This window comes from Glutamicibacter sp. NPDC087831 (assembly GCF_044742845.1).
Classification (GTDB): Bacteria; Actinomycetota; Actinomycetes; order Actinomycetales; family Micrococcaceae; genus Glutamicibacter.
Genome location: NZ_JBIUVH010000005.1, coordinates 1 through 18560, shown reverse-complemented (window position 1 = coordinate 18560; position 18560 = coordinate 1). Strand labels below are relative to the sequence as shown.

18 protein-coding genes are annotated in these 18560 nt (G+C 63.0%); 7 read left to right on the top strand and 11 right to left on the bottom strand.

Going from position 1 to position 18560, the window contains the following annotated elements; all coding sequences use genetic code 11:
* Positions 1 to 11 precede the first annotated feature (11 nt).
* Positions 12 to 761, top strand: a complete 750-nt coding sequence (locus tag ACIOJF_RS14835; RefSeq protein WP_332503127.1) for a response regulator — start codon at positions 12 to 14, stop codon at positions 759 to 761.
* A 13-nt stretch (positions 762 to 774) separates the two neighbouring features.
* Here the strand turns inward: ACIOJF_RS14835 and ACIOJF_RS14830 are convergent, their stop codons facing one another.
* Complete coding sequence (locus tag ACIOJF_RS14830) at positions 775 to 2691, bottom strand: AMP-binding protein (RefSeq protein ID WP_402741812.1); 1917 nt, start codon at positions 2689 to 2691, stop codon at positions 775 to 777.
* A 187-nt stretch (positions 2692 to 2878) separates the two neighbouring features.
* On the opposite strand from ACIOJF_RS14830, the gene ACIOJF_RS14825 reads away from it, so the two are divergent.
* The 6 genes from ACIOJF_RS14825 (at position 2879) to ACIOJF_RS14800 (ending at position 8100) form a co-directional block, all read left to right on the top strand.
* Positions 2879 to 3532, top strand: a complete 654-nt coding sequence (locus tag ACIOJF_RS14825) for a GntR family transcriptional regulator (protein ID WP_105659037.1) — start codon at positions 2879 to 2881, stop codon at positions 3530 to 3532.
* On the top strand, positions 3529 to 5046 hold the full coding sequence (locus ACIOJF_RS14820; protein WP_105662545.1) for an MmgE/PrpD family protein: 1518 nt from the start codon (positions 3529 to 3531) through the stop codon (positions 5044 to 5046). The genes ACIOJF_RS14825 and ACIOJF_RS14820 overlap by 4 nt, the downstream gene beginning before the upstream one ends.
* Before the next feature lies 1 nt (position 5047).
* Entirely contained in the window at positions 5048 to 5977 is a 930-nt protein-coding gene (gene prpB, locus ACIOJF_RS14815; RefSeq protein WP_402741811.1) for a methylisocitrate lyase, read from the top strand.
* 95 nt (positions 5978 to 6072) lie between these two features.
* Positions 6073 to 7212, top strand: a complete 1140-nt coding sequence (locus tag ACIOJF_RS14810; RefSeq protein WP_105659034.1) for a bifunctional 2-methylcitrate synthase/citrate synthase — start codon at positions 6073 to 6075, stop codon at positions 7210 to 7212.
* 178 nt (positions 7213 to 7390) lie between these two features.
* Complete coding sequence (locus ACIOJF_RS14805; RefSeq protein ID WP_105662543.1) at positions 7391 to 7888, top strand: DUF2975 domain-containing protein; 498 nt, start codon at positions 7391 to 7393, stop codon at positions 7886 to 7888.
* Positions 7888 to 8100 (top strand): helix-turn-helix transcriptional regulator, encoded by a 213-nt coding sequence (locus ACIOJF_RS14800; protein ID WP_105659032.1) that lies wholly within the window; start codon positions 7888 to 7890, stop codon positions 8098 to 8100. Before ACIOJF_RS14805 ends, ACIOJF_RS14800 begins: the two co-directional genes overlap by 1 nt.
* Before the next feature lie 14 nt (positions 8101 to 8114).
* Here the strand turns inward: ACIOJF_RS14800 and ACIOJF_RS14795 are convergent, their stop codons facing one another.
* The 10 genes from ACIOJF_RS14795 to ACIOJF_RS14750 form a co-directional block, all read right to left on the bottom strand.
* The gene (locus ACIOJF_RS14795; protein WP_388025414.1) at positions 8115 to 8621 is read right to left on the bottom strand and encodes an 8-oxo-dGTP diphosphatase; all 507 of its coding nucleotides are present in this window, start codon (positions 8619 to 8621) and stop codon (positions 8115 to 8117) included.
* Positions 8621 to 9544 carry a site-specific tyrosine recombinase XerD gene (gene xerD / locus ACIOJF_RS14790; RefSeq protein WP_402741810.1) on the bottom strand — a complete coding sequence of 308 codons (924 nt, stop codon included), beginning with the start codon at positions 9542 to 9544 and terminating at the stop codon, positions 8621 to 8623. The genes ACIOJF_RS14795 and xerD overlap by 1 nt, the downstream gene beginning before the upstream one ends.
* Positions 9541 to 10185, bottom strand: coding sequence for an NUDIX domain-containing protein (locus ACIOJF_RS14785; protein ID WP_400343239.1), 645 nt, complete (start codon positions 10183 to 10185; stop codon positions 9541 to 9543). The genes xerD and ACIOJF_RS14785 overlap by 4 nt, the downstream gene beginning before the upstream one ends.
* Positions 10186 to 10305: 120 nt before the next feature.
* Positions 10306 to 11985 (bottom strand): CTP synthase, encoded by a 1680-nt coding sequence (locus tag ACIOJF_RS14780; RefSeq protein WP_105659028.1) that lies wholly within the window; start codon positions 11983 to 11985, stop codon positions 10306 to 10308.
* A gap of 107 nt (positions 11986 to 12092) precedes the next feature.
* Positions 12093 to 13847 carry a DNA repair protein RecN gene (gene recN, locus ACIOJF_RS14775; protein ID WP_402741809.1) on the bottom strand — a complete coding sequence of 585 codons (1755 nt, stop codon included), beginning with the start codon at positions 13845 to 13847 and terminating at the stop codon, positions 12093 to 12095.
* Positions 13848 to 13964: 117 nt separating this feature from the next.
* The gene (locus tag ACIOJF_RS14770; protein ID WP_105659026.1) at positions 13965 to 14990 is read right to left on the bottom strand and encodes an NAD kinase; all 1026 of its coding nucleotides are present in this window, start codon (positions 14988 to 14990) and stop codon (positions 13965 to 13967) included.
* Positions 14991 to 15064: 74 nt separating this feature from the next.
* Positions 15065 to 15853: a TlyA family RNA methyltransferase gene (locus tag ACIOJF_RS14765; RefSeq protein WP_105659025.1), complete on the bottom strand. Its 789-nt coding sequence runs from the start codon at positions 15851 to 15853 to the stop codon at positions 15065 to 15067.
* Entirely contained in the window at positions 15850 to 16023 is a 174-nt protein-coding gene (locus tag ACIOJF_RS14760) for a hypothetical protein (RefSeq protein ID WP_388063492.1), read from the bottom strand. The genes ACIOJF_RS14765 and ACIOJF_RS14760 overlap by 4 nt, the downstream gene beginning before the upstream one ends.
* Before the next feature lie 2 nt (positions 16024 to 16025).
* Positions 16026 to 17033, bottom strand: a complete 1008-nt coding sequence (locus ACIOJF_RS14755) for an HAD-IIA family hydrolase (protein ID WP_105659024.1) — start codon at positions 17031 to 17033, stop codon at positions 16026 to 16028.
* A 48-nt stretch (positions 17034 to 17081) separates the two neighbouring features.
* Positions 17082 to 18560, bottom strand: a 1479-nt coding sequence (locus ACIOJF_RS14750; RefSeq protein WP_402741808.1) for a hypothetical protein, incomplete at its 5' end; no start/stop codon positions are given.

Genomic DNA, 18560 nt, shown 5'->3' with positions numbered 1-18560 from the left:
AGGAGGGTACCGTGCACGAATCCCCTGCAGCCACGCCCCCGCCGGGCACCGCCTCGCACAGCTTCAAGGTGCTCGTGGTCGACGACGAGCCGCAAACTGCCGCCTCCCACGCCAAGTACGTCAACCGCGTTCCGGGATTCGCCACCGGCGCCATTGCCGCCAACGGCCAGCAGGCGCTCGGGCTCCTGGCCGCGGCCCGCGATGCCCAGGATCCCTTTGACCTGGTCCTGCTGGATATGACCCTGCCCGACCTGCACGGCATCGACGTCGCCAAGCGCATGCGCGGCCGCGGGCTGACCACCGACATCATCGCCATTACCGCGGTGCGGGATTTGGCTGTGGTGCGTTCGGCGGTAGCCACCGGAATCACCCAGTACCTGATCAAGCCCTTCACCTTCGCGGCGTTCACCGAGAAATTGGAGAACCACCGGCGGTTCATTTCCGAGATCAGCTCCACCGGCCCGGATACCAGCCAGGCCGCGCTGGATAATGCGTTCTCGGCCCTGCGCACCACCAGCGCTTCCGCGTCCCTGCCCAAGGGGCTGATTCCGGAAACGCTGGCGCAGATCACCGACCATCTGCGCAGCAAGCCCGATACCTGCCTGTCAGCGACCGAGCTCGGAGAAGAGCTGGGCATCTCCCGGGTCACCGCCCGGCGCTATCTGGAGCATCTTGCCGAGGTCAAGGCCGTGGTCAAGCAGCCCCGGCATGGCACACGAGGCCGCCCGGAATACGAATACCGGGCAGCCTCGCGCAGCTAGGCTCTGGTTTCCCCTAGGCTTCGGGACGCAGCAGCGGCACCAGCTCGTCGAGCACCGCGGTGTCCTCGATGGTCGACGGGACCGAGTATTCCTTGCCATCGGCAATCTGCCGCATGGTCTTGCGCAGGATCTTGCCCGAACGGGTTTTGGGCAGCGCCGCCACGACGGTGACTTCGCGGAAGTCGGCCACCGCACCGATATGCTGGCGCACCAGCGCGACGATTTCCTTCTTCAGCGTTTCCTCCTGGATCTGCACACCGGACTTGAGCACCACATAGCCGCTGGCCCGCTGGCCCTTGAGCGCGTCGGCCAGGCCGATCACCGCGCATTCGGCCACGGCGGGATGGCTGGCCAGCACCTGCTCCATGGCACCGGTGGACAGGCGGTGCCCGGACACGTTGATCACGTCATCGGTTCGCCCCATGACGAACAGGTAGCCGTCGTCGTCCAGGAAGCCGGAATCGCCGGTGAGGTAGCACCCCTGGATCTGCGAGAGGTAGGTGTCGATGAAGCGCTGGTCGTTGCCCCACAGGGTGGTCAAGGCGCCGGGCGGCAAGGGCAGCCGGACAACGATGTTGCCTTCCTGGTTCGCGCCGAGCTGCTCGCCCAGCGCATCGCGGATCTGCACGTCGAACCCCGGTACCGGGGTGGTCGGCGAACCGGCCTTGGCAGACAGCTCTTCCAGGCCCAGCGGGTTGGACGCGATCGGCCAGCCGGATTCGGTCTGCCACCAGTTATCCACCACGGGGATGCCCAGCAGCTTCGAGGCGAAGTGGTAGGTATCCGGATCCAGCCGCTCGCCGGCAACGAACAGCGCACGCAGCGATGACAGATCATGGCTGGCGATCATCGCGCCTTCCGGGTCGGCCTTGCGCACCGCGCGCAGCGCAGTCGGCGCGGTGAACATCGTGGTGACCTTGTGGTCCTCGATGATCCGGCCGAACGCGCCGGCATCCGGAGTGCCAATGGGCTTGCCCTCGTAGAGCACCGTGGTGGCCCCGGCGATCAGCGGCGCATAGACGATGTAGGAGTGTCCGACCACCCAGCCCACGTCGGAGGCGGTAAACATGGTGTCTCCCGGATGCACGTCGTAGACCGCGTTCATGGAGTACTGCAGGGCCGTGGCGTAGCCGCCGGTGTCGCGCACCACGCCCTTGGGGGCACCGGTGGTTCCCGAGGTGTAGAGCACGTAGAGCGGGTGGGTGGATGGCACGGAGACCGGCCCGGCCGGCGAGGCGGTCTTCGCCTGCTCTTCCCAGTCCAGCCAATTGATCTGCTGGCCGTTGACCGGCTTTGCCTGGTATTCGTCCAGGCCGTGCTCGAAGCCATCGCGGTGGGCAACGATCACGTCCCTGACCGCAGGCTCGGCCAGGCCCAGCGCTTCGGCCACTGCCGGCAGGTATTCGATGCGGCGGCTTGGCTCGATGCCGCCGGAGGCGGTAATGATCGCGACCGGGGCGCAGTCGGTGATGCGGGCCGCCAGTTCCTTGGGCGCGAAGCCGCCGAAGACCACCGAGTGGATTGCACCCAGGCGTGCGCAAGCAAGCATCGCGATGGCCGCCTGCGGGATCATCGGCAGGTAGACCAGCACGCGGTCACCGGCCTTCACGCCGCGTCCAGCCAGCACGCCGGCGAAGATTTCCACTTCGCGCAGCAGTTCGGAGTACGAGTAGGTGGTGGCGGTGCCCAGCATTGCCGAATCGTAGACCAAGGCGGTGCTCTCGCCGCGTCCGGCTTCGACGTGGCGGTCCAGCGCATTGGCCGAAAGGTTCAGCATGCCATCCGGGAACCAGCCATACAGCGGCTTGCGCGAATCATCCAGCGCAATCCGCGGCGCCTTGTCCCAGTGGATATCCCGGGCAGCTTGCAGCCAGAATGCGGCGGGGTCATTGGTGGCTTGGTCATAGGCCTGGCGGTATTCCTGCACCATGGTTCTCTCCTCCTGGCTCCGGGCATCATCATCCGGCACCTGTGTGGTGGTTGAGGTCGTCCTCTTGGCGTTAACTGTATGAGTACGATCACATCACCGCAACCACTTTGTATACAGATTTCAAAAAAATACCAAAAGAATTTGGCGCAACTCACACATTTTCGGGTTTCATGTATACACTGGAGCCATGAGAGCAAGCGACAAGGTTTACGAGAGCCTCCGCGCCGACATTGTCGAATGGCGGCTGGCTCCAGGGACCGTCCTGGCCGAAGTGGAACAGTCAGAACGCCTGGGCGTTTCCCGCACTCCGGTGCGCGAGGCCTTGGGCCGGCTGGTCGCCGACGGCTTGGCGGTTCAGCATCGCGGACGCGGCGCTGTCGTCTCCGAGGTCAGCGAAGACCATGTAGAAGACCTGTTCGTATTGCGCGTGGCATTGGAATGCGCCAGCGCACGCGAAGCTGCCAAGTCCGCGCAGCGATCGGCCTTCACGCAGCTGGCCAGCCGCTTCGAAGCAGCTCTCACGGAAGTGGAGCTTCCCGGATCGCGGGAGTCCTACTACCAGCTGGTGCAGCTGCTGGACGAGTCCATCGACGAAGCAGCTGGCAATAATTACCTGTCCAACGCCCTGCGCACATTGCGGGTGAACCTGCAACGGGTGCGGCGCATGGCCAAGGACAATCCCGAAAGGCTCAAGGCTTCCGCTTCCGAGCACGCGGCCATCGCCAGGGCAATCGCCAGCGGAAACCCAGAGGTCGCGGCCGCGGCCACCACAGTTCACCTGCACGAATCCTTCACCCACATCATGGCCCATGCGGCCGGATCAGAAAGGCAGTTACCATGATCAACCACCCCGTACGCGTATACCGCTCAGAGGAAAACCTGGCTCGCGAAGACCAGCTGGCACATAAGATCGCCACGGTTGCTGCCGATCCGGTAGAGGTCACCGCAGAAGTGGCCGGCATGATCATTAACCGCATCATCGACAATGCTTCGGTCGCGATCGCTTCGCTGAACCGCGGCCCGATCGTTGCCGCCCGCGCCCAGGCACTGTCGCACGCGCCATCCACCGGCGGTGCGGGCGCCAGCGTCTTCGGCATTTCCGAGAAGGTTTCCCCGGAATGGGCCGCGTGGGCCAACGGGGTGGCCGTGCGCGAATTGGATTACCACGACACCTTCCTGGCTGCCGAGTACTCCCACCCGGGCGATAACATCCCGCCGATCCTGGCGGTTGCCCAGCACACCGGAGCTTCGGGCAAGGACCTGATCCGCGGCATCGCCACCGGCTACGAGATCCAGGTGGACTTGGTCAAGGCCATCTGCCTGCACAAGCACAAGATCGACCACGTAGCGCACCTGGGCCCATCGGCCGCTGCCGGCATCGGCACCCTGCTGGGGCTGGATGTCGAGACCATCTTCCAGGCCGTTGGCCAGGGCCTGCACACCACCACCGCCACCCGCCAGTCGCGCAAGGGCGAAATCTCCACCTGGAAGGCCCATGCCCCGGCCTTCGCCGGCAAGATGGCCGTCGAGGCTGCCGACCGCGCGATGCGCGGCCAGACTTCCCCCGTGCCAATCTACGAAGGCGAAGACGGCGTGATCGCCTGGATGCTCGACGGCAAGGATGCCGCCTACGAGGTGCCGCTGCCAGAGGCCGGCGAAGCCAAGCGCGCCATCCTGGACACCTACACTAAGGAGCATTCGGCCGAGTACCAGGCGCAGGCCTGGATCGACCTGGCCCGCAAGCTGCATGGCGAGCACCCGGAGGCCACCGACCCGCAGAACGTCAAGTCGGTGCTGATCAAGACCAGCCACCACACGCACTACGTCATCGGCTCCGGAGCCAACGACCCGCAGAAGTACGATCCAACCGCATCGCGCGAGACCCTGGATCACTCGATCCCGTACATCTTCACCGTCGCCCTGCAGGATGGCGCATGGCACCACGTGGATTCCTACTCGCCAGAGCGTGCCGGCCGCGCCGACACCGTGGAGCTGTGGAACAAGGTGGCCACCGAAGAAGATGCCGAATGGACCCGCCGCTACCACTCGCTGGATATCGCCGAGAAGGCTTTCGGCGGCTCGGTGGAAATCACCTTGAACGATGGCACCGTGATCACCGACGAAATCGCCGTTGCGGACGCGCACCCGCTGGGCGCCCGTCCCTTCGCCCGCGAGCAGTACATCAACAAGTTCCGCACCCTGGCCACCGGCCTGGTGGACGACGCCGAGATCGACCGCTTCATCGCGGCCGCCCAGAACCTGGAAAACCTGGCCGCCGGCGAATTGGACCAGCTGAACATCGCCGCCGCAGCGGGCGTCATCGACGCCGCGGCCGCACCGAAGGGCCTGTTCTAGCATGCTGTACTCGACCAGGACCCCCGCAGAAAAGCGCCTTGCGCTGCGCGAGATGCTCACCCCGGGCGCTGCCCGCCAGTTCCCCGGAGCCTTCAACCCGCTCTCGGCCAAGCTGATCAGCGAGAAGCAGTTCGACGGAATCTACATCTCCGGCGCGGTCCTGGCCAACGACCTGGGCCTGCCGGATATCGGCCTGACTTCGCTGACCGAGGTAGCAACCCGCGCCGGGCAGATCGCGCGCATGTCGGACCTGCCGGCGATCGTGGATGCCGACACCGGATTCGGCGAGCCGATGAACGTGGCCCGCACCATCCAGGAACTCGAATACGCCGGCCTGGCCGGCTGCCACATCGAGGACCAGTTCAACCCGAAGCGCTGCGGGCACCTGGATGGCAAGAATGTGGTGGACACCGAGACCATGCTCAAGCGCATCGCCGCTGCCGCTGATGCACGCATCGATGAGAACTTCCTGATCATGGCCCGCACCGATATCCGTGCGGTCGATGGCCTGGATGCGGCGATCGACCGCGCCAAGGCGATGGTCGATGCTGGTGCCGACGCGATCTTCCCGGAGGCGATGAAAAACGTCGCCGAATTCGAGGCAGTATGCAACGCGGTAGACGTGCCAGTGCTGGCGAACATGACCGAGTTCGGCAAGTCCGAGCTGTTCAACCGCCAGGAACTGGCCGATGCAGGCGTCGCGCTGATCATCTATCCGGTCACCTTGCTGCGCAGCGCCATGGGCGCGGCTGAACGCGTACTGGATGCCATCAGCGAGGATGGCACCCAGGCCCGTGAAGTGGATAGCATGTTGACCAGGTCACGTTTGTACGAGCTCGTGGACTACGAGGCCTACAACCGCTTCGACACCGGAATCTTCAACTTCCAGGTCCCAACCCTGGACATTGATTCCAACAGCGCGAACCTCTAGGCTCGCAAGCACCTACTACCCCCTGCGCCGGCCGGCACCCGCCGGCCGGCGCGACCCAAAGCATTATTATTCTCCGGCAATGAAGAGGAGCAAGAATGACTGCCACCGAGGAAATCAAGAAGGGCCTAGCAGGCGTCGTCGTTGACTACACCGCCGTCTCCAAGGTCAATCCAGACACCAACTCGCTGCTCTACCGCGGCTACCCGGTCCAGGACCTGGCCGCGAACAAGTCCTTCGAAGAGGTCGCCTTGCTGCTCTGGACCGGCGAGCTGCCAACGCAAAGCGAACTGACCGAGTTCAGTGCTTTCGAGCGGGCCAACCGCGCGCTGGACCCGCGGGTGAAGGCCGCCATCGACCTGCTTCCAGCTGACTGCCATCCCATGGATGTGGGCCGTACCGCCGTCTCGGTAATCGGCGCCAACCACCCCGAGGCCGAGAACTCCTCCCCCGAGGCAGAGCTGCTCAAGGCCAAGGAGCTGTTCGCGGCCTTCCCGGCGGTGGTTGCCTACGACCAGCGCCGCCGCCGCGGCCAGGACGCGGTAGCTCCGCGCGGAGATCTGGATTACTCCTCGAACTTCCTGTGGATGGCCTTCGGCGAAGAAGCAGCCCCCGAGGTTGTCGACGCGTTCCGCGTATCGATGGTGCTCTATGCCGAGCACTCCTTCAATGCTTCGACCTTCACCGCCCGCGTGATCACCTCGACCCTCTCCGACCTGCACTCGGCTGTCACCGGGGCGATCGGCGCACTGAAGGGCCCCCTGCACGGCGGCGCCAACGAAGCTGTCATGCATACCTTCAACGAAATCGGCATCGACAAGGAAGAATCCCGCGAGGATGCAGCCAAGCGCGCCAAGTCGTGGATGGAAGAGGCACTGGCCGCCAAGAAGAAGGTCATGGGCTTCGGCCACCGCGTCTACAAGCACGGCGACTCCCGCGTGCCAACCATGAAGGCCGCGCTGGATCGCATGATCGAGCACTACGGCCGCCATGAGATGCTGGGCTTGTACGACGGCCTGGAGGCAGCCATGGACGAGGCCAAGTCCATCAAGCCGAACCTCGACTACCCGGCCGGCCCTACCTATCATCTGATGGGCTTCGACACCGAGATGTTCACCCCGATCTTCATCGCGGCACGCATCACCGGCTGGACCAGCCACATCTTCGAGCAGCGCGCAGCCAATGCGCTGATCCGCCCGCTTTCGGCTTATAACGGCGTGGAGCAGCGCTCGCTGTAGACGCTTCGACTCACGGCATTGGCCGCGGGTATGGCACAGCCGTGCCAGCCCGTGGCCATTGCCGTGCCAGCTGCGGAACGGCATCGGCTTGCCATCGTTGCCCAAGGTTGCAGTCCCAGGCCAATGGGCCTATCGTTTAACGATAGATGCATTCCGAAGAACGATAAGGTCTATTGCCATGGGAAAATTCAGCATTATCGGTTTGAAGGTAGTTCTGGCCGTGATCCTGGCCGGCACTCTTTTTGTGCAGCTGTTCATGATCCCGATGATCTTGATCCACGAGTCGCCGAGCAACGGCACCGACAAGTTCTTTCAAGCCTCTTTCCTCGGCTACTTGCTTCTCGCCGGGCTCATCATTGAAACCTGCGTCTACAGCGTGTGGAAACTAGCCACGAGAGTTAAACGCGGCACCGTTTTCGATCCCGCTTCCCTGGGCTATGTAACGCCGATCATCATTGCCTTCACGATCGGCGCCCTATCCACTTTTGCCCTCGGAGCGATCTTCGCCGCCAGCACGGAAATTGCACCCGGAGTCGTGCTTCTTGTTGGTGGAGCCGGGGTGCTGATGATCGGCATCAGCATCATCGTGCTCGTACTGCGGCAGTTGCTCGCACAAGCGGCGATGACCGAAGCCCAAGCCGATGCGCTCCGTACCGAACTGGGCGGCGTGATCTAATGGGAATCCGCGTAGATATAGACGTGATGCTGGCCCGCCGCAAAATGGCCGTCGGCGAGTTGGCCGAACGCATCGGCATTACCCCGGCCAACCTCGCGGTGCTCAAGAACGGGCGCGCCAAGGCCGTACGTTTCAGCACACTTGAAGCCCTCTGCCGGGAATTGGAATGCCAGCCCGGCGACCTCTTGATCTTCGAAACCGAACAGGACTAGATGCAGCTCGCTGGCTAGTCCCAGTTCTCGAAGCTGATGCTCTGCACCGAGGTGTTGTCCTGCGCCAGCACGATCTCGACGGTAAATTTCCCGCCGGCTACGAGTTGCGGCAGCCACAACGGGGAATCCTGCCACATCTGCTCCAAGGGCAAGGCCGCCGGATCGGCCCACAGCGGCTCGAGCTCCTCGGTGATGTGCAGCTGGCCCGATGCCTTCCGGGCAATGAAGGTGGCGCATTCCATGTCGGCTGCCGGCTGGGCGGGGAACCGGAAATTGACCTGCGCCGCAGGCTCCAGATCCTCCGGAGCGAGAAGCAGTCCGGTTTCCTCGGAGAATTCCCGGATGGCCGCTTGCCGCGCGATCTCTGTCTGCTCGATCTTGCCGCCGGGCAACACGATATTGCCCTTGCCGAATCCGCGACGCTTGCGTCCGAGCAACACGTGCAGCCGTCCTTCGCGCTCCTGCAGCAGCGCCACGAGGGCTACCTGCTTGGCAGAACGCACTTGGTGGCCGGCGACCACTAGTTCACCCTCGGGTGGGCCAGCTGGTAGGCCTCACGCAGCGAATCCACGGTGACCTTGGTGTAGATCTGCGTGGTGGTGACCGATGCATGTCCCAGCAGCTCCTGGACCACCCGCACATCCGCGCCGCCCTCCAGCAAATGAGTGGCGAAGGAATGGCGCAGCGTATGCGGAGAAACCTCGGTGGTAATCCCGGCGCGCTCGGCTGCCTTCGAAAGCAACAGCCACACCGATTGGCGGGAAAGCCGTCCCCCGCGCTGGTTCAGGAACAACGCTGGAGTTCCCTTGCCCTTGGCGGCTAGCCCGGGACGGGCACGCACCAGATAATCGCTCACCGCACGCTGGGCATAACCGCCGACCGGAACGACCCGCTCCTTGGATCCCTTGCCGAACAAGCGCACCACCGCATCGTCTGCAAAGTGCAGGTCATCGACGTCCAGGTCCACGACTTCGGAAATGCGCGCACCGGTGGAGTACAAGAACTCCAGGATCGCGCGATCCCTCAGCCCGGCAGGGGTTTCGATGCTCACCGATTCGAGGATCCTGGTGACCTGATCGATGGAGATCGCTTTGGGCAGGGATTGCCCGATAGCCGGAGGCTGGATCTCGCGGGCTGGGTTAGGCGCGCAAATCCCTTCGAGCTCCCAGTACTTGTGCAGTTGGCGGATGGCTACCGAATGGCGAGCGACGGAGCGGGCGCTCAACGGCTTATGCTCCTCGTCTCCGCGGGATAGTTCCTGAAGGTAGCCGCTGATGGCCAGCTCGGTAATCTGCTGCGGTTGCGCGACACCGGCTGCCTGCAGCGCTTCAACGTAGCGAAGCAGATCCCTCCGGTAGGAAGCCAGGGTATTCTCGGCCAGCCCGCGCTCGATCGCCAGATGCTGCAGGTAGCGCTTGAGCGGGGTCTCGAAGTGGCCGCTCATCCTTCGCGCAGGTATGGGTGCACATCGAATGGCTCGTTCGCATCGCGCAGGTCCAAGTACTTGCTGGTACGGGCTGCATGAGCGGCAAGGATCGCGATTGTCGCGGTGGGATTATGGATCTTGCCTGCCAGCACGGCTGCGACGGCTTCCTCCAGCGGCACCCAGGTGCTGATCATTTCAGCTTCCTCCTCGGTACGCTCATGGCGCTGATCGGCGGCAACCAGTTTCGCATCGCGCGCGAGGTAGACTCGCACTGCCTCGGCCGAGGAGCCCGGGCTCAAGAAGACATCGGTGAGGATCGACCAGTGCTCGGCGGTACGATCCGCTTCTTCCCATAATTCGCGCTTGGCAGCTTCCAAAGGTGGTTCTCCAGCCACATCGAGCAGCCCGGCAGGGATTTCCCACAGCCGCATGCCTACCGGGTGGCGGTACTGGTTGACCATCAAGATGCGTTCTTCAGCATCCATGACCAGAACGCATACAGCACCGGGGTGGTTGATGTAATCGCGTTCAATGGTCGCCCCGGATTCGGAGAGCTTCACCGTGTCATGGACGACGTCCCAGATCCGTCCCTCGTACACGGTTTCACGGTTCAGCAATTCACGTGGTGAGAATTCATCGGCTATCGGATGCAGCGGCACGAGGATCGTCCTTCGGTAGAAAAAGCTGGTCGGTATTCTCCAGCTTAAACAGCTACGCGCCGGTCAGTAACGACCGGCGCGCAGTGCCTTCAGAGTTTTACCTCCGGCAAGCTGTATTACTTATTTGCGCAGCCCCAGAGCTGCCTCGACCAGACCTGCAAACAGCGGGTGCGGGCGAGTCGGGCGGCTGGAGAGCTCAGGGTGAGCCTGCGTTGAAACGTAGTACGGGTGTACTTCCCTTGGCAGTTCAACGAACTCGACCAGGTTGCCATCTGGCGAGGTGCCAGCGAAGACCAGGCCAGCCTCTTCGAGCTGCGCGCGGTACGAGTTGTTGACCTCGTAGCGGTGGCGATGGCGCTCCGCAACCTCGGTCTTGCCGTAGGTCTCAGCCAGAACCGATCCCTCAAGCAGCTTTGCGTCGTACAGGCCCAAACGCATGGTGCCGCCCAGGTCGCCCTTGCCTTCAACGATGTCCAGCTGCTCTTCCATGGTCGCGATGACCGGGGTCGAGGTTTCAGGATCGAATTCGGTGGACGATGCATCGGTGAGGCCAGCCATGTTGCGGGCGTATTCGATGACCATCGACTGCAGTCCCAGGCACAGGCCCAGGGTTGGCAGCTTGTTTTCGCGAGCGAAGCGCAGCGCGCCTAGCTTGCCTTCCAGACCGCGGATGCCGAAGCCACCGGGGACGCAGATTGCCTCTGCACCCTCAAGCGCCTTGGCGGCCCCTGCTTCGGTAGCGCAGTCATCTGCTGGTACCCAGCGGATGTTGACCTTGGCGTTGTTTGCGAACCCGCCGGCACGCAGAGCTTCGGTGACCGACAGGTAGGCGTCGGGCAGATCGATGTACTTGCCCACCAAAGCTACGGTCAGCTCGGTTGCGGGGTTGTGCACGACTTCGAGCAAGCGATCCCATGAAGCCCAGTCGACGTCGCGGAACTTCATCTCCAAGGTCTGGACGATGTAAGCGTCCAGGCCCTGGGAGTGGATGACCTTTGGGATGTCGTAGATGCTTGGAGCATCGGCGCAGTTGATCACTGCTTCGGTGTCCACATCGCAGGTACGGCCGAGCTTGGCGCGCATTTCTGCCGGGATTGGACGGTCCGAGCGGATTACCAGCGAATCTGGCTGGATACCGATCGAACGCAAAGCGGCAACGGAGTGCTGGGTAGGCTTGGTCTTCAGTTCATGGCTTGGGCCGATGAATGGAACCAGGGAAACGTGTACGAAGAATGCGTTCTTGCGGCCGATGTCCTGGCGGACCTGGCGTGCTGCTTCGAGGAATGGCTGGGATTCGATATCGCCGACGGTGCCACCGATTTCCGTGATGATCACGTCAGGTGCCGACTTGCCGGCCCCTGGTTCGGTTGCTGCCAAGCGCATACGACGCTTGATCTCATCGGTGATGTGAGGGATGACCTGAACGGTATCGCCGAGGTATTCACCGCGACGTTCGCGTTCAAGAACGGTCGAGTAGACCTGTCCGGTGGTCACGTTGGCGGTACCCGGAAGGTTCTCATCCAGGAAACGCTCATAGTGTCCGATATCCAGATCGGTTTCTGCGCCATCGTCAGTAACGAAGACTTCACCGTGCTGGAAGGGGTTCATAGTACCTGGATCGACGTTCAGGTACGGGTCGAGCTTCTGCATGGTCACTGAGAGACCACGAGCTCGAAGTAGATGTCCAAGGCTGGATGCCGTCAATCCCTTACCCAGGGAAGAGGCCACACCGCCGGTGACGAAGATATGCTTTGTCGTTTCAGACGACCGAGAATCACGAGTTGAATTACGCTGCACCACGGGATTTCATCCTATCACCATTCCAATATTTCGCATCCTCATAAGACTCTAGTGCACCTCCGGCCAATGCCCTAGCATTGCCGTAATTCAGGGGCTCACCAAGACTTTTAGGCTTTCGCCATTTTCTTGGAGGTGAGCGATGACACTAGGTTCTGCGCTTCTTCAAGCAACTCCTCAGCATGCGCCTGCGCCGTGCCGGATTCCTCTTGGCCGGCGAGCATGCGCGCAAGTTCCTTGACGCGGGCTTCCTGATCCAAGCTGATGACATCGCTGGCAGTGTAGCCAGCTCCCGCCTTCGACTTGGCATCTGAATTCTTGATCACACGAATGTGCCGATCCGCATAGGCGGCCACCTGGGGCAGGTGGGTCACGACGATGACCTGCACATGCTTTGCCAGCATCGCCAGGCGCTCGCCAATGGCCACCGCCGCTTTGCCACCCACGCCCTGGTCCACCTCGTCAAAGACGAAGGTCGGCACCGGGTCGACCGCCGCTAGGACGACTTCAATGGCCAGCATGACGCGGGAGAGCTCGCCGCCGCTGGCACCCTTGCCCAGCGGTCGCGGCGAGGCTCCGGCATGCGGGGCCAGCAGCATGGAAATCGCGTCCTGGCCGAAGGCACCTGGTTCTTCCAGTTCCTTCACCTCGATGACGAGCTTGGCATCCGGCATCGCCAGGGCCTTGAGCTCGGCTGAAACCTGCGCGGAGAGTTTCTTGGCAGCCTTGCGGCGCGCGTCGGAGAGGTCCGAGGCCAGCGAGGCCACCTTGTGCTCCAATTCAACGACTTCTGTTTCCAGCTCCTCGATGCGCGAGTCATCCCCACCGAGTTCTTCCAGACGGGTACGGGAATCGGCAGCCCAGGCGAGCACCTGATCAATGCTCGGTGCATACTTGCGCATGAGCTTGCTCAAATCGGCACGGCGGGCTTCAATCTGCGCCAAGCGCTCCGGGCCTTCTTCATCGAGGTCGGCAACGTAGACGGCAAGATCACTGGAGAGTTCCGAGGCGAGAATGCCCAGTTCCGCTGCCCGCTCCGCGAAGGCGGCCAGCGCAGTGTCATCGTCACTGGCCTGGGCCAGCACGCCGCGGGCGGTCTCCGCCAGGGTGGTAACGCCCGGGTTCTCGAAATCCTCCGAGTCGATGACGGCTTGCGCCTGCCGGCCGGCGGTGCGCAGGGACTCGACATTGCCCAGCTTCATGGATTGCTCGCGCAAGGCTTCGTCCTCGCCCGGCTGCGGATCCAGGGAATCGATCTCGTCCAGCGCCAGGCGCAAGTTCTCTGCTTCGCGAACACGGTTGCGCGATTCGGTTTTGAGCCCCGCCAGCTCCTTGGAAGCCGATCGCCACTGGCGGTAGGCTCGCTGGTAGTTGCTTAGCGTGCGCGACAGCGAGCTGCCAGCAAAGCGGTCCAGGGCATCGCGTTGGGCTACCGGCTCTTTCAGGCGAATCTGGTCCGACTGGCCATGGACGGCCACCAGATCGTGCCCCAGCTCGGCCAGCAGGCCGACAGGGGCGCTGCGTCCGCCGATGGTGGTGCGTGAACGGCCTTGGGCCGAGAGCGAGCGTGAAAGCAGCAGTTCGCTGTTCTCCCCTGCTGGTTCGATGAATGCGCCTGCTTGGCCTGCGGCATCGAGCACATGGTGATCTGGCGGCAAGTGCACCACGGCTTCAGCCAGGGCGTGCTTGGCGCCGTTGCGCACCGCACCGGCATCGGCCCGGCGCCCGAGCAGCAGGGACAAGGCGGTGATCACCATGGTCTTGCCAGCGCCGGTTTCACCCGTGACTACCGTGAGTCCCGGACCAAGCGGAAGCGTGGCCTCGGTGATCACCCCAAGGTTGGATATCTGGATTTCCTGAATCAATGCCTGCTCCCGAATGTCGAGTTCAAGTCGTACCGTGCGCTTTTAGTATATGTGTTCTAACCCTATTTTTCGTAACTATGTTCGAGCGTGTGGAAAGTTTTTCTTCGAGGCCGCTATTCAGTCCTGGTCCTCGGGGCGTCCCACCATGGGAATGCCCGGTTCATCGCGGTAATGCGGATCGACGCTTTGCAGGCCTGGTCCGATCACCGGCAGTGCCGTAGTGGCCGGACGGCGCGCCTCTTCCTTCGCTGGTCCGCGCCAACCGGTAATGGGCAGCTCGAACTTGTTGACCAGGCGCTCGGAAAACGGCGTCGTGTTCAATCGCGCCATGTACACCGGGCGGTCGCTGCGCGTTACTTCCACACGGGCTCCCGGCGGCAGCTCGATGGTGCGCCGTCCATCGCACCAGAGCACGGCCCCGGCATCGGTGCGGGTCAGCATTTCGACGGCCATGATCGAATCCGGGGAAATGACCAAGGGCTTGGCGAACAGTGCGTGCGCGGAGATCGGCACCATGATCAGCGCCGCCACGTCCGGCCAGACCACCGGGCCGCCGGCGGAGAAGGAGTACGCGGTGGAACCGGTAGGCGTGGCCATCACGACACCATCGCAACCGAAGGTGGAGATCGGCCTGCCGTCGACCTCGATCACGACCTCGACCATGCGTTCGCGGTTGGCCTTTTCCACCGCGGCCTCGTTCAAGGCCCAGGTCTCGGCGAGGCAGACGTTGTCCAGCCAGACCTTGACCTCCATGGTCATGCGTTCTTCCACGGTGTAGGTCTCATTGACCAGTGCTTCCACGGTGGAGGCCAGTTCGCTGCGTTCAGCTTCGGCGAGGAAACCCACATGCCCGAGGTTTACCCCCACCAGCGGCATCGGGGATTCCCGCACCAATTCCGCGGCACGCAACACGGAGCCATCGCCACCGAGCACCACGCCCATGTCGACGTCCTCGATCTGGCAATCCTCGCCGAGCACCTGCACCGAAGGCACAGCCGCGCCGATCGCTTCGGTCATCGCCAGCTGGTCCTTGCCGCGCATCACCGGGATAGCTCCGGCGGCGTTGAGCAGGGCGCAGGTTTCTATGGCCGCGGTGATCGCTTCTTGGCGTCCGGTATGGGTGAAAATCAGGATTCGGCGCAAGGCGGTCGGCCCCTCTCAGCATCGCGAGGTGCAAAATGACCGTGGTTATCGACCACGGCTAAAACACGTCACTACTAAGAATAGTCAACATCCTGCCCGATGCGTGGAACATCGGCAGGCTGTGGATCCTCTCCTGCGGCAAGCCAAAGGAAGAATTCGACATTGCCGTCCTGTCCCGGCAGCGGGCTGCGTGCCAGCCCGCGCAGGTGCAGTCCCGCGGCTTGCGCGCTGGCGACCACCGCTTCAACGGAGCTGCGGCGCAGGGCGGGATCGGTGACCACGCCGGTGCGGTTCAGGTGTTCGCGCCCGACCTCGAACTGCGGCTTGACCATCAGCAGCAGGAAGCCGCCGTCCTTGGCGGCCCCGGCCAAGGCGTCGATCACCAGGCGCAGCGAAATAAAGGACAAGTCGGCTACTACGAGGTCGACTGGTCCCCCAATATCTTCGGGGGCCAGATAGCGGACGTTCAGTCCTTCGTGGACCGTGACGCGGGGGTCTTCGCGCAGCTCGTCGACCAGCTGGCCATGGCCTACATCGGCTGCGACCACAGATTTCGCACCGCGGCGCAACAGCACGTCGGTGAAGCCGCCGGTCGAGGCACCGGCGTCCAGGCAGTGCAGGCCAGCGGGGTCAATAGTCGTAAAAGCATCTAGGGCTCCGGCGAGCTTATGCCCGGCACGGGAGACGTATTCTTCGCCTTCGCTGGGCACCAGCGCCAGCTCATCGGTGGCCGAAACCTTCTTGGCGGCCTTGGTGGCGGCCTGCCCGTTCAGCAGCACCCGCTGGGCATCGATCAGCTTGGCTGCTTCGGTGCGCGAGCGCGCCAGCCCACGGGTGACAAGTTCTTGATCCAGGCGATTCACGCGCCGTGCTCCGTACGATTCAGTTCTTGCTGCAGGCCGGCGAGCAGTTGCTCATAGATTCCGGCATGCTCGGTAATGTCATGGTCGGCCAGGGAAGACAGCGCCTGCTCCACTGCTGCATCATCCGGCCCGCGAGGGCCAGGGCTCGGAAGAGGATTCTGCGGCTGCATGCTTAGCCCCGGATCTTGCGCAGGGCATCGAGCCCGCGTTCGGTAAACCGGATTTCCGGTTCTTCGTGCCCCGACTGGCGCGGATGGGCCAGCCACCAGGCATGGCAGGCGGCGCGCCAGGCATTCAGGTCCTGGTCGCTGCCCGAGACTTCGATCGCGCCGTTATCGACCTTGGCAACCGCGTCGCCGACCTGCACGCCGTAGCCCAGTACCTTGATGGTCGGGTACGGCCGGTACAGATCAGCCATCGAATTGATGAGGTAGTTGGGGCGCTGCTCGACCGGTGCGCCCAGTGCTGTGCGCGGAGTGTCCACACCGGTCAGCACCAGCGCGGTGGAGAACCCGGCACGGAAGCCGCCAAGGATGTCGGTATCCAGGCGGTCGCCGACGACCAGCGGGCGCTGGGAATCCAGTCGGTCCGCGGCCCGAGCGAACAGGTAGGATTCGGGTTTGCCCGCCACGCGTGGTTCCACGCTCGTGGCCAGTTTCACCGCATTGACCAGCGATCCGTTGCCCGGGGCCAGGCCCTCGGCGCGCGGAATCGTCAGGTCGGTGTTGGTGGCAACCCATTGGGCACCGTGATTGATCGCGTAGCTGGCCTCGGCCAGGTTCTTCCACGAGATGTCCGGGTCGAACCCCTGGATCACCGCTACGGGTTCTTCCTTATGGGATTCGACGACTTCCAACCCGCGCACGGCAATGCATTCGCGCAGGTAGGGGGAACCCACCACCAAAACCTTGGATCCCGGATTCAATTCGCGGGCCAGCATCTCCGCACCGGCGTCGGCAGAACCGAAAACCTGCTCAGCGCTGGTTTTCACGCCCAGCTGGCGCAGGTGGGCCGCGACGGACATCGGCGAACGCCCAGCATTGTTGGTAATGAACGCCAAGGTGACATTCACTTCCGCGAGGGTGTTCAGCGACTCCACGGCGTCGTCAATGGCGTTCGGGCCAGCATAGACGACGCCGTCCAAGTCGGAGAGGACGGAATCAAATCCGGAAATCAGCATTCGGTGGTGGTTCCTACTACTTGAGGTGTTTGGCTACTACGCCAAAGCTTACTTCGCCGATTCTTCTTCCACGTCAGCTTCGCCAGCTTCCGTGTCGGATTCGATGACTTCGTTCAGGTCATCTTCCTCGTCGATGCCGGTCTGCTCGGCTTCTGCCTCTTCTGCTTCTTCAGCCTCGGCGTCGGCATCTGCTTCTTCAGCCTCGGCGTCGGCATCTGCTTCTTCAGCCTCGGCGTCGGCATCTGCTTCTTCAGCTTCCGAAGGCTCGATCAGATCCTTGGCGCGTGGGGTTTCCTCTTCCTCATCCATCTCCGGAGCCAGGTCCATGATGAAGGATTCGGTTTCACGCTCGATGCCCAGGGCGCTTTCTGCAACCTCGACCTGAGCGTTCCAGCGCTTCGCGTCTTCTGCACGGCCGGCAGCCGACAGCAGATCAGCGTAGGCAGTGAACAAACGTGGGCTGAAGGAGAAGGCACGGTTGAAGTTCAGCTGTTCCAGCGACTCCAGCTCAGCCAGAGCCTTATCCAGCTTGCCCAAGTCACCATACGAACCGGCAGCAACCATCTGCATTTCAACCTTGACGGCGCTTTCCAGATTGGCGCATTCCTCGGACTGGGCGAGCTCGATTGCCTTCTCTGGGCGGCCCAGGCCACGCAGCGAGTCAGCGATCAATGGCAGGTTGTAGTCCGAACCGGAAATACGACGGTGGGTACGCAGTTCGCGCAGTGCATCGGCGTACTTGCCAGCGTGGTAGGCAGCGATGCCAACGGCCTCGCGAACCACCGCGACACGGCCGCCGCGGCGCGATGCTGCCAGGGTGTGCTCGTATGCCAGCTCTGGGTCGTCTTCCAGCAGGCGGCCAGCCATCACCAGGTGCTTTGCGACCCAGCTTGCCGAGCGCTCTTCGAGGTAACGCAGCTGGGCGCGTGCTACGCGGTCCAACTCCTTACCGGTAACATCCTCATCGATATCTGGGGACTGTTCACGATCGGCACGGTTCGAGATGCGAAGATCGCCAGGATTATGTGCGCGCGGTGCGTCACCGCGCTTATCAGCAAAGCGGTCTTCACGTGCTGGGTACTCACCCTTCGAGCGACGGTCGTCGGCACGCTTGAAGCCACCATCACGGTTGTCATCACGCTTGAAGCCACCGCCACGGTTATCGTCACGCTTGAAGCCGCCACGATCGTCATTGCGGAAACCGCCACCACGGTTGTCATCACGCTTGAAGCCACCGCCACGGTTGTCATCGCGACGCTCGCCGCGGAAACCACCACGGTCTTCATTGCGGAAACCGCCACCACGGTTGTCATCACGCTTGAAGCCGCCACGGTCATCATTGCGGAAACCGCCACCGCGGTTGTCATCACGCTTGAAGCCGCCACGATCGTCATTGCGGAAACCGCCACCGCGGTTGTCGTCACGCTTGAAGCCGCCACCGCGGTTGTCATCACGCTTGAAGCCGCCACGATCGTCATTGCGGAAACCGCCACCGCGGTTGTCGTCACGCTTGAAGCCGCCACCGCG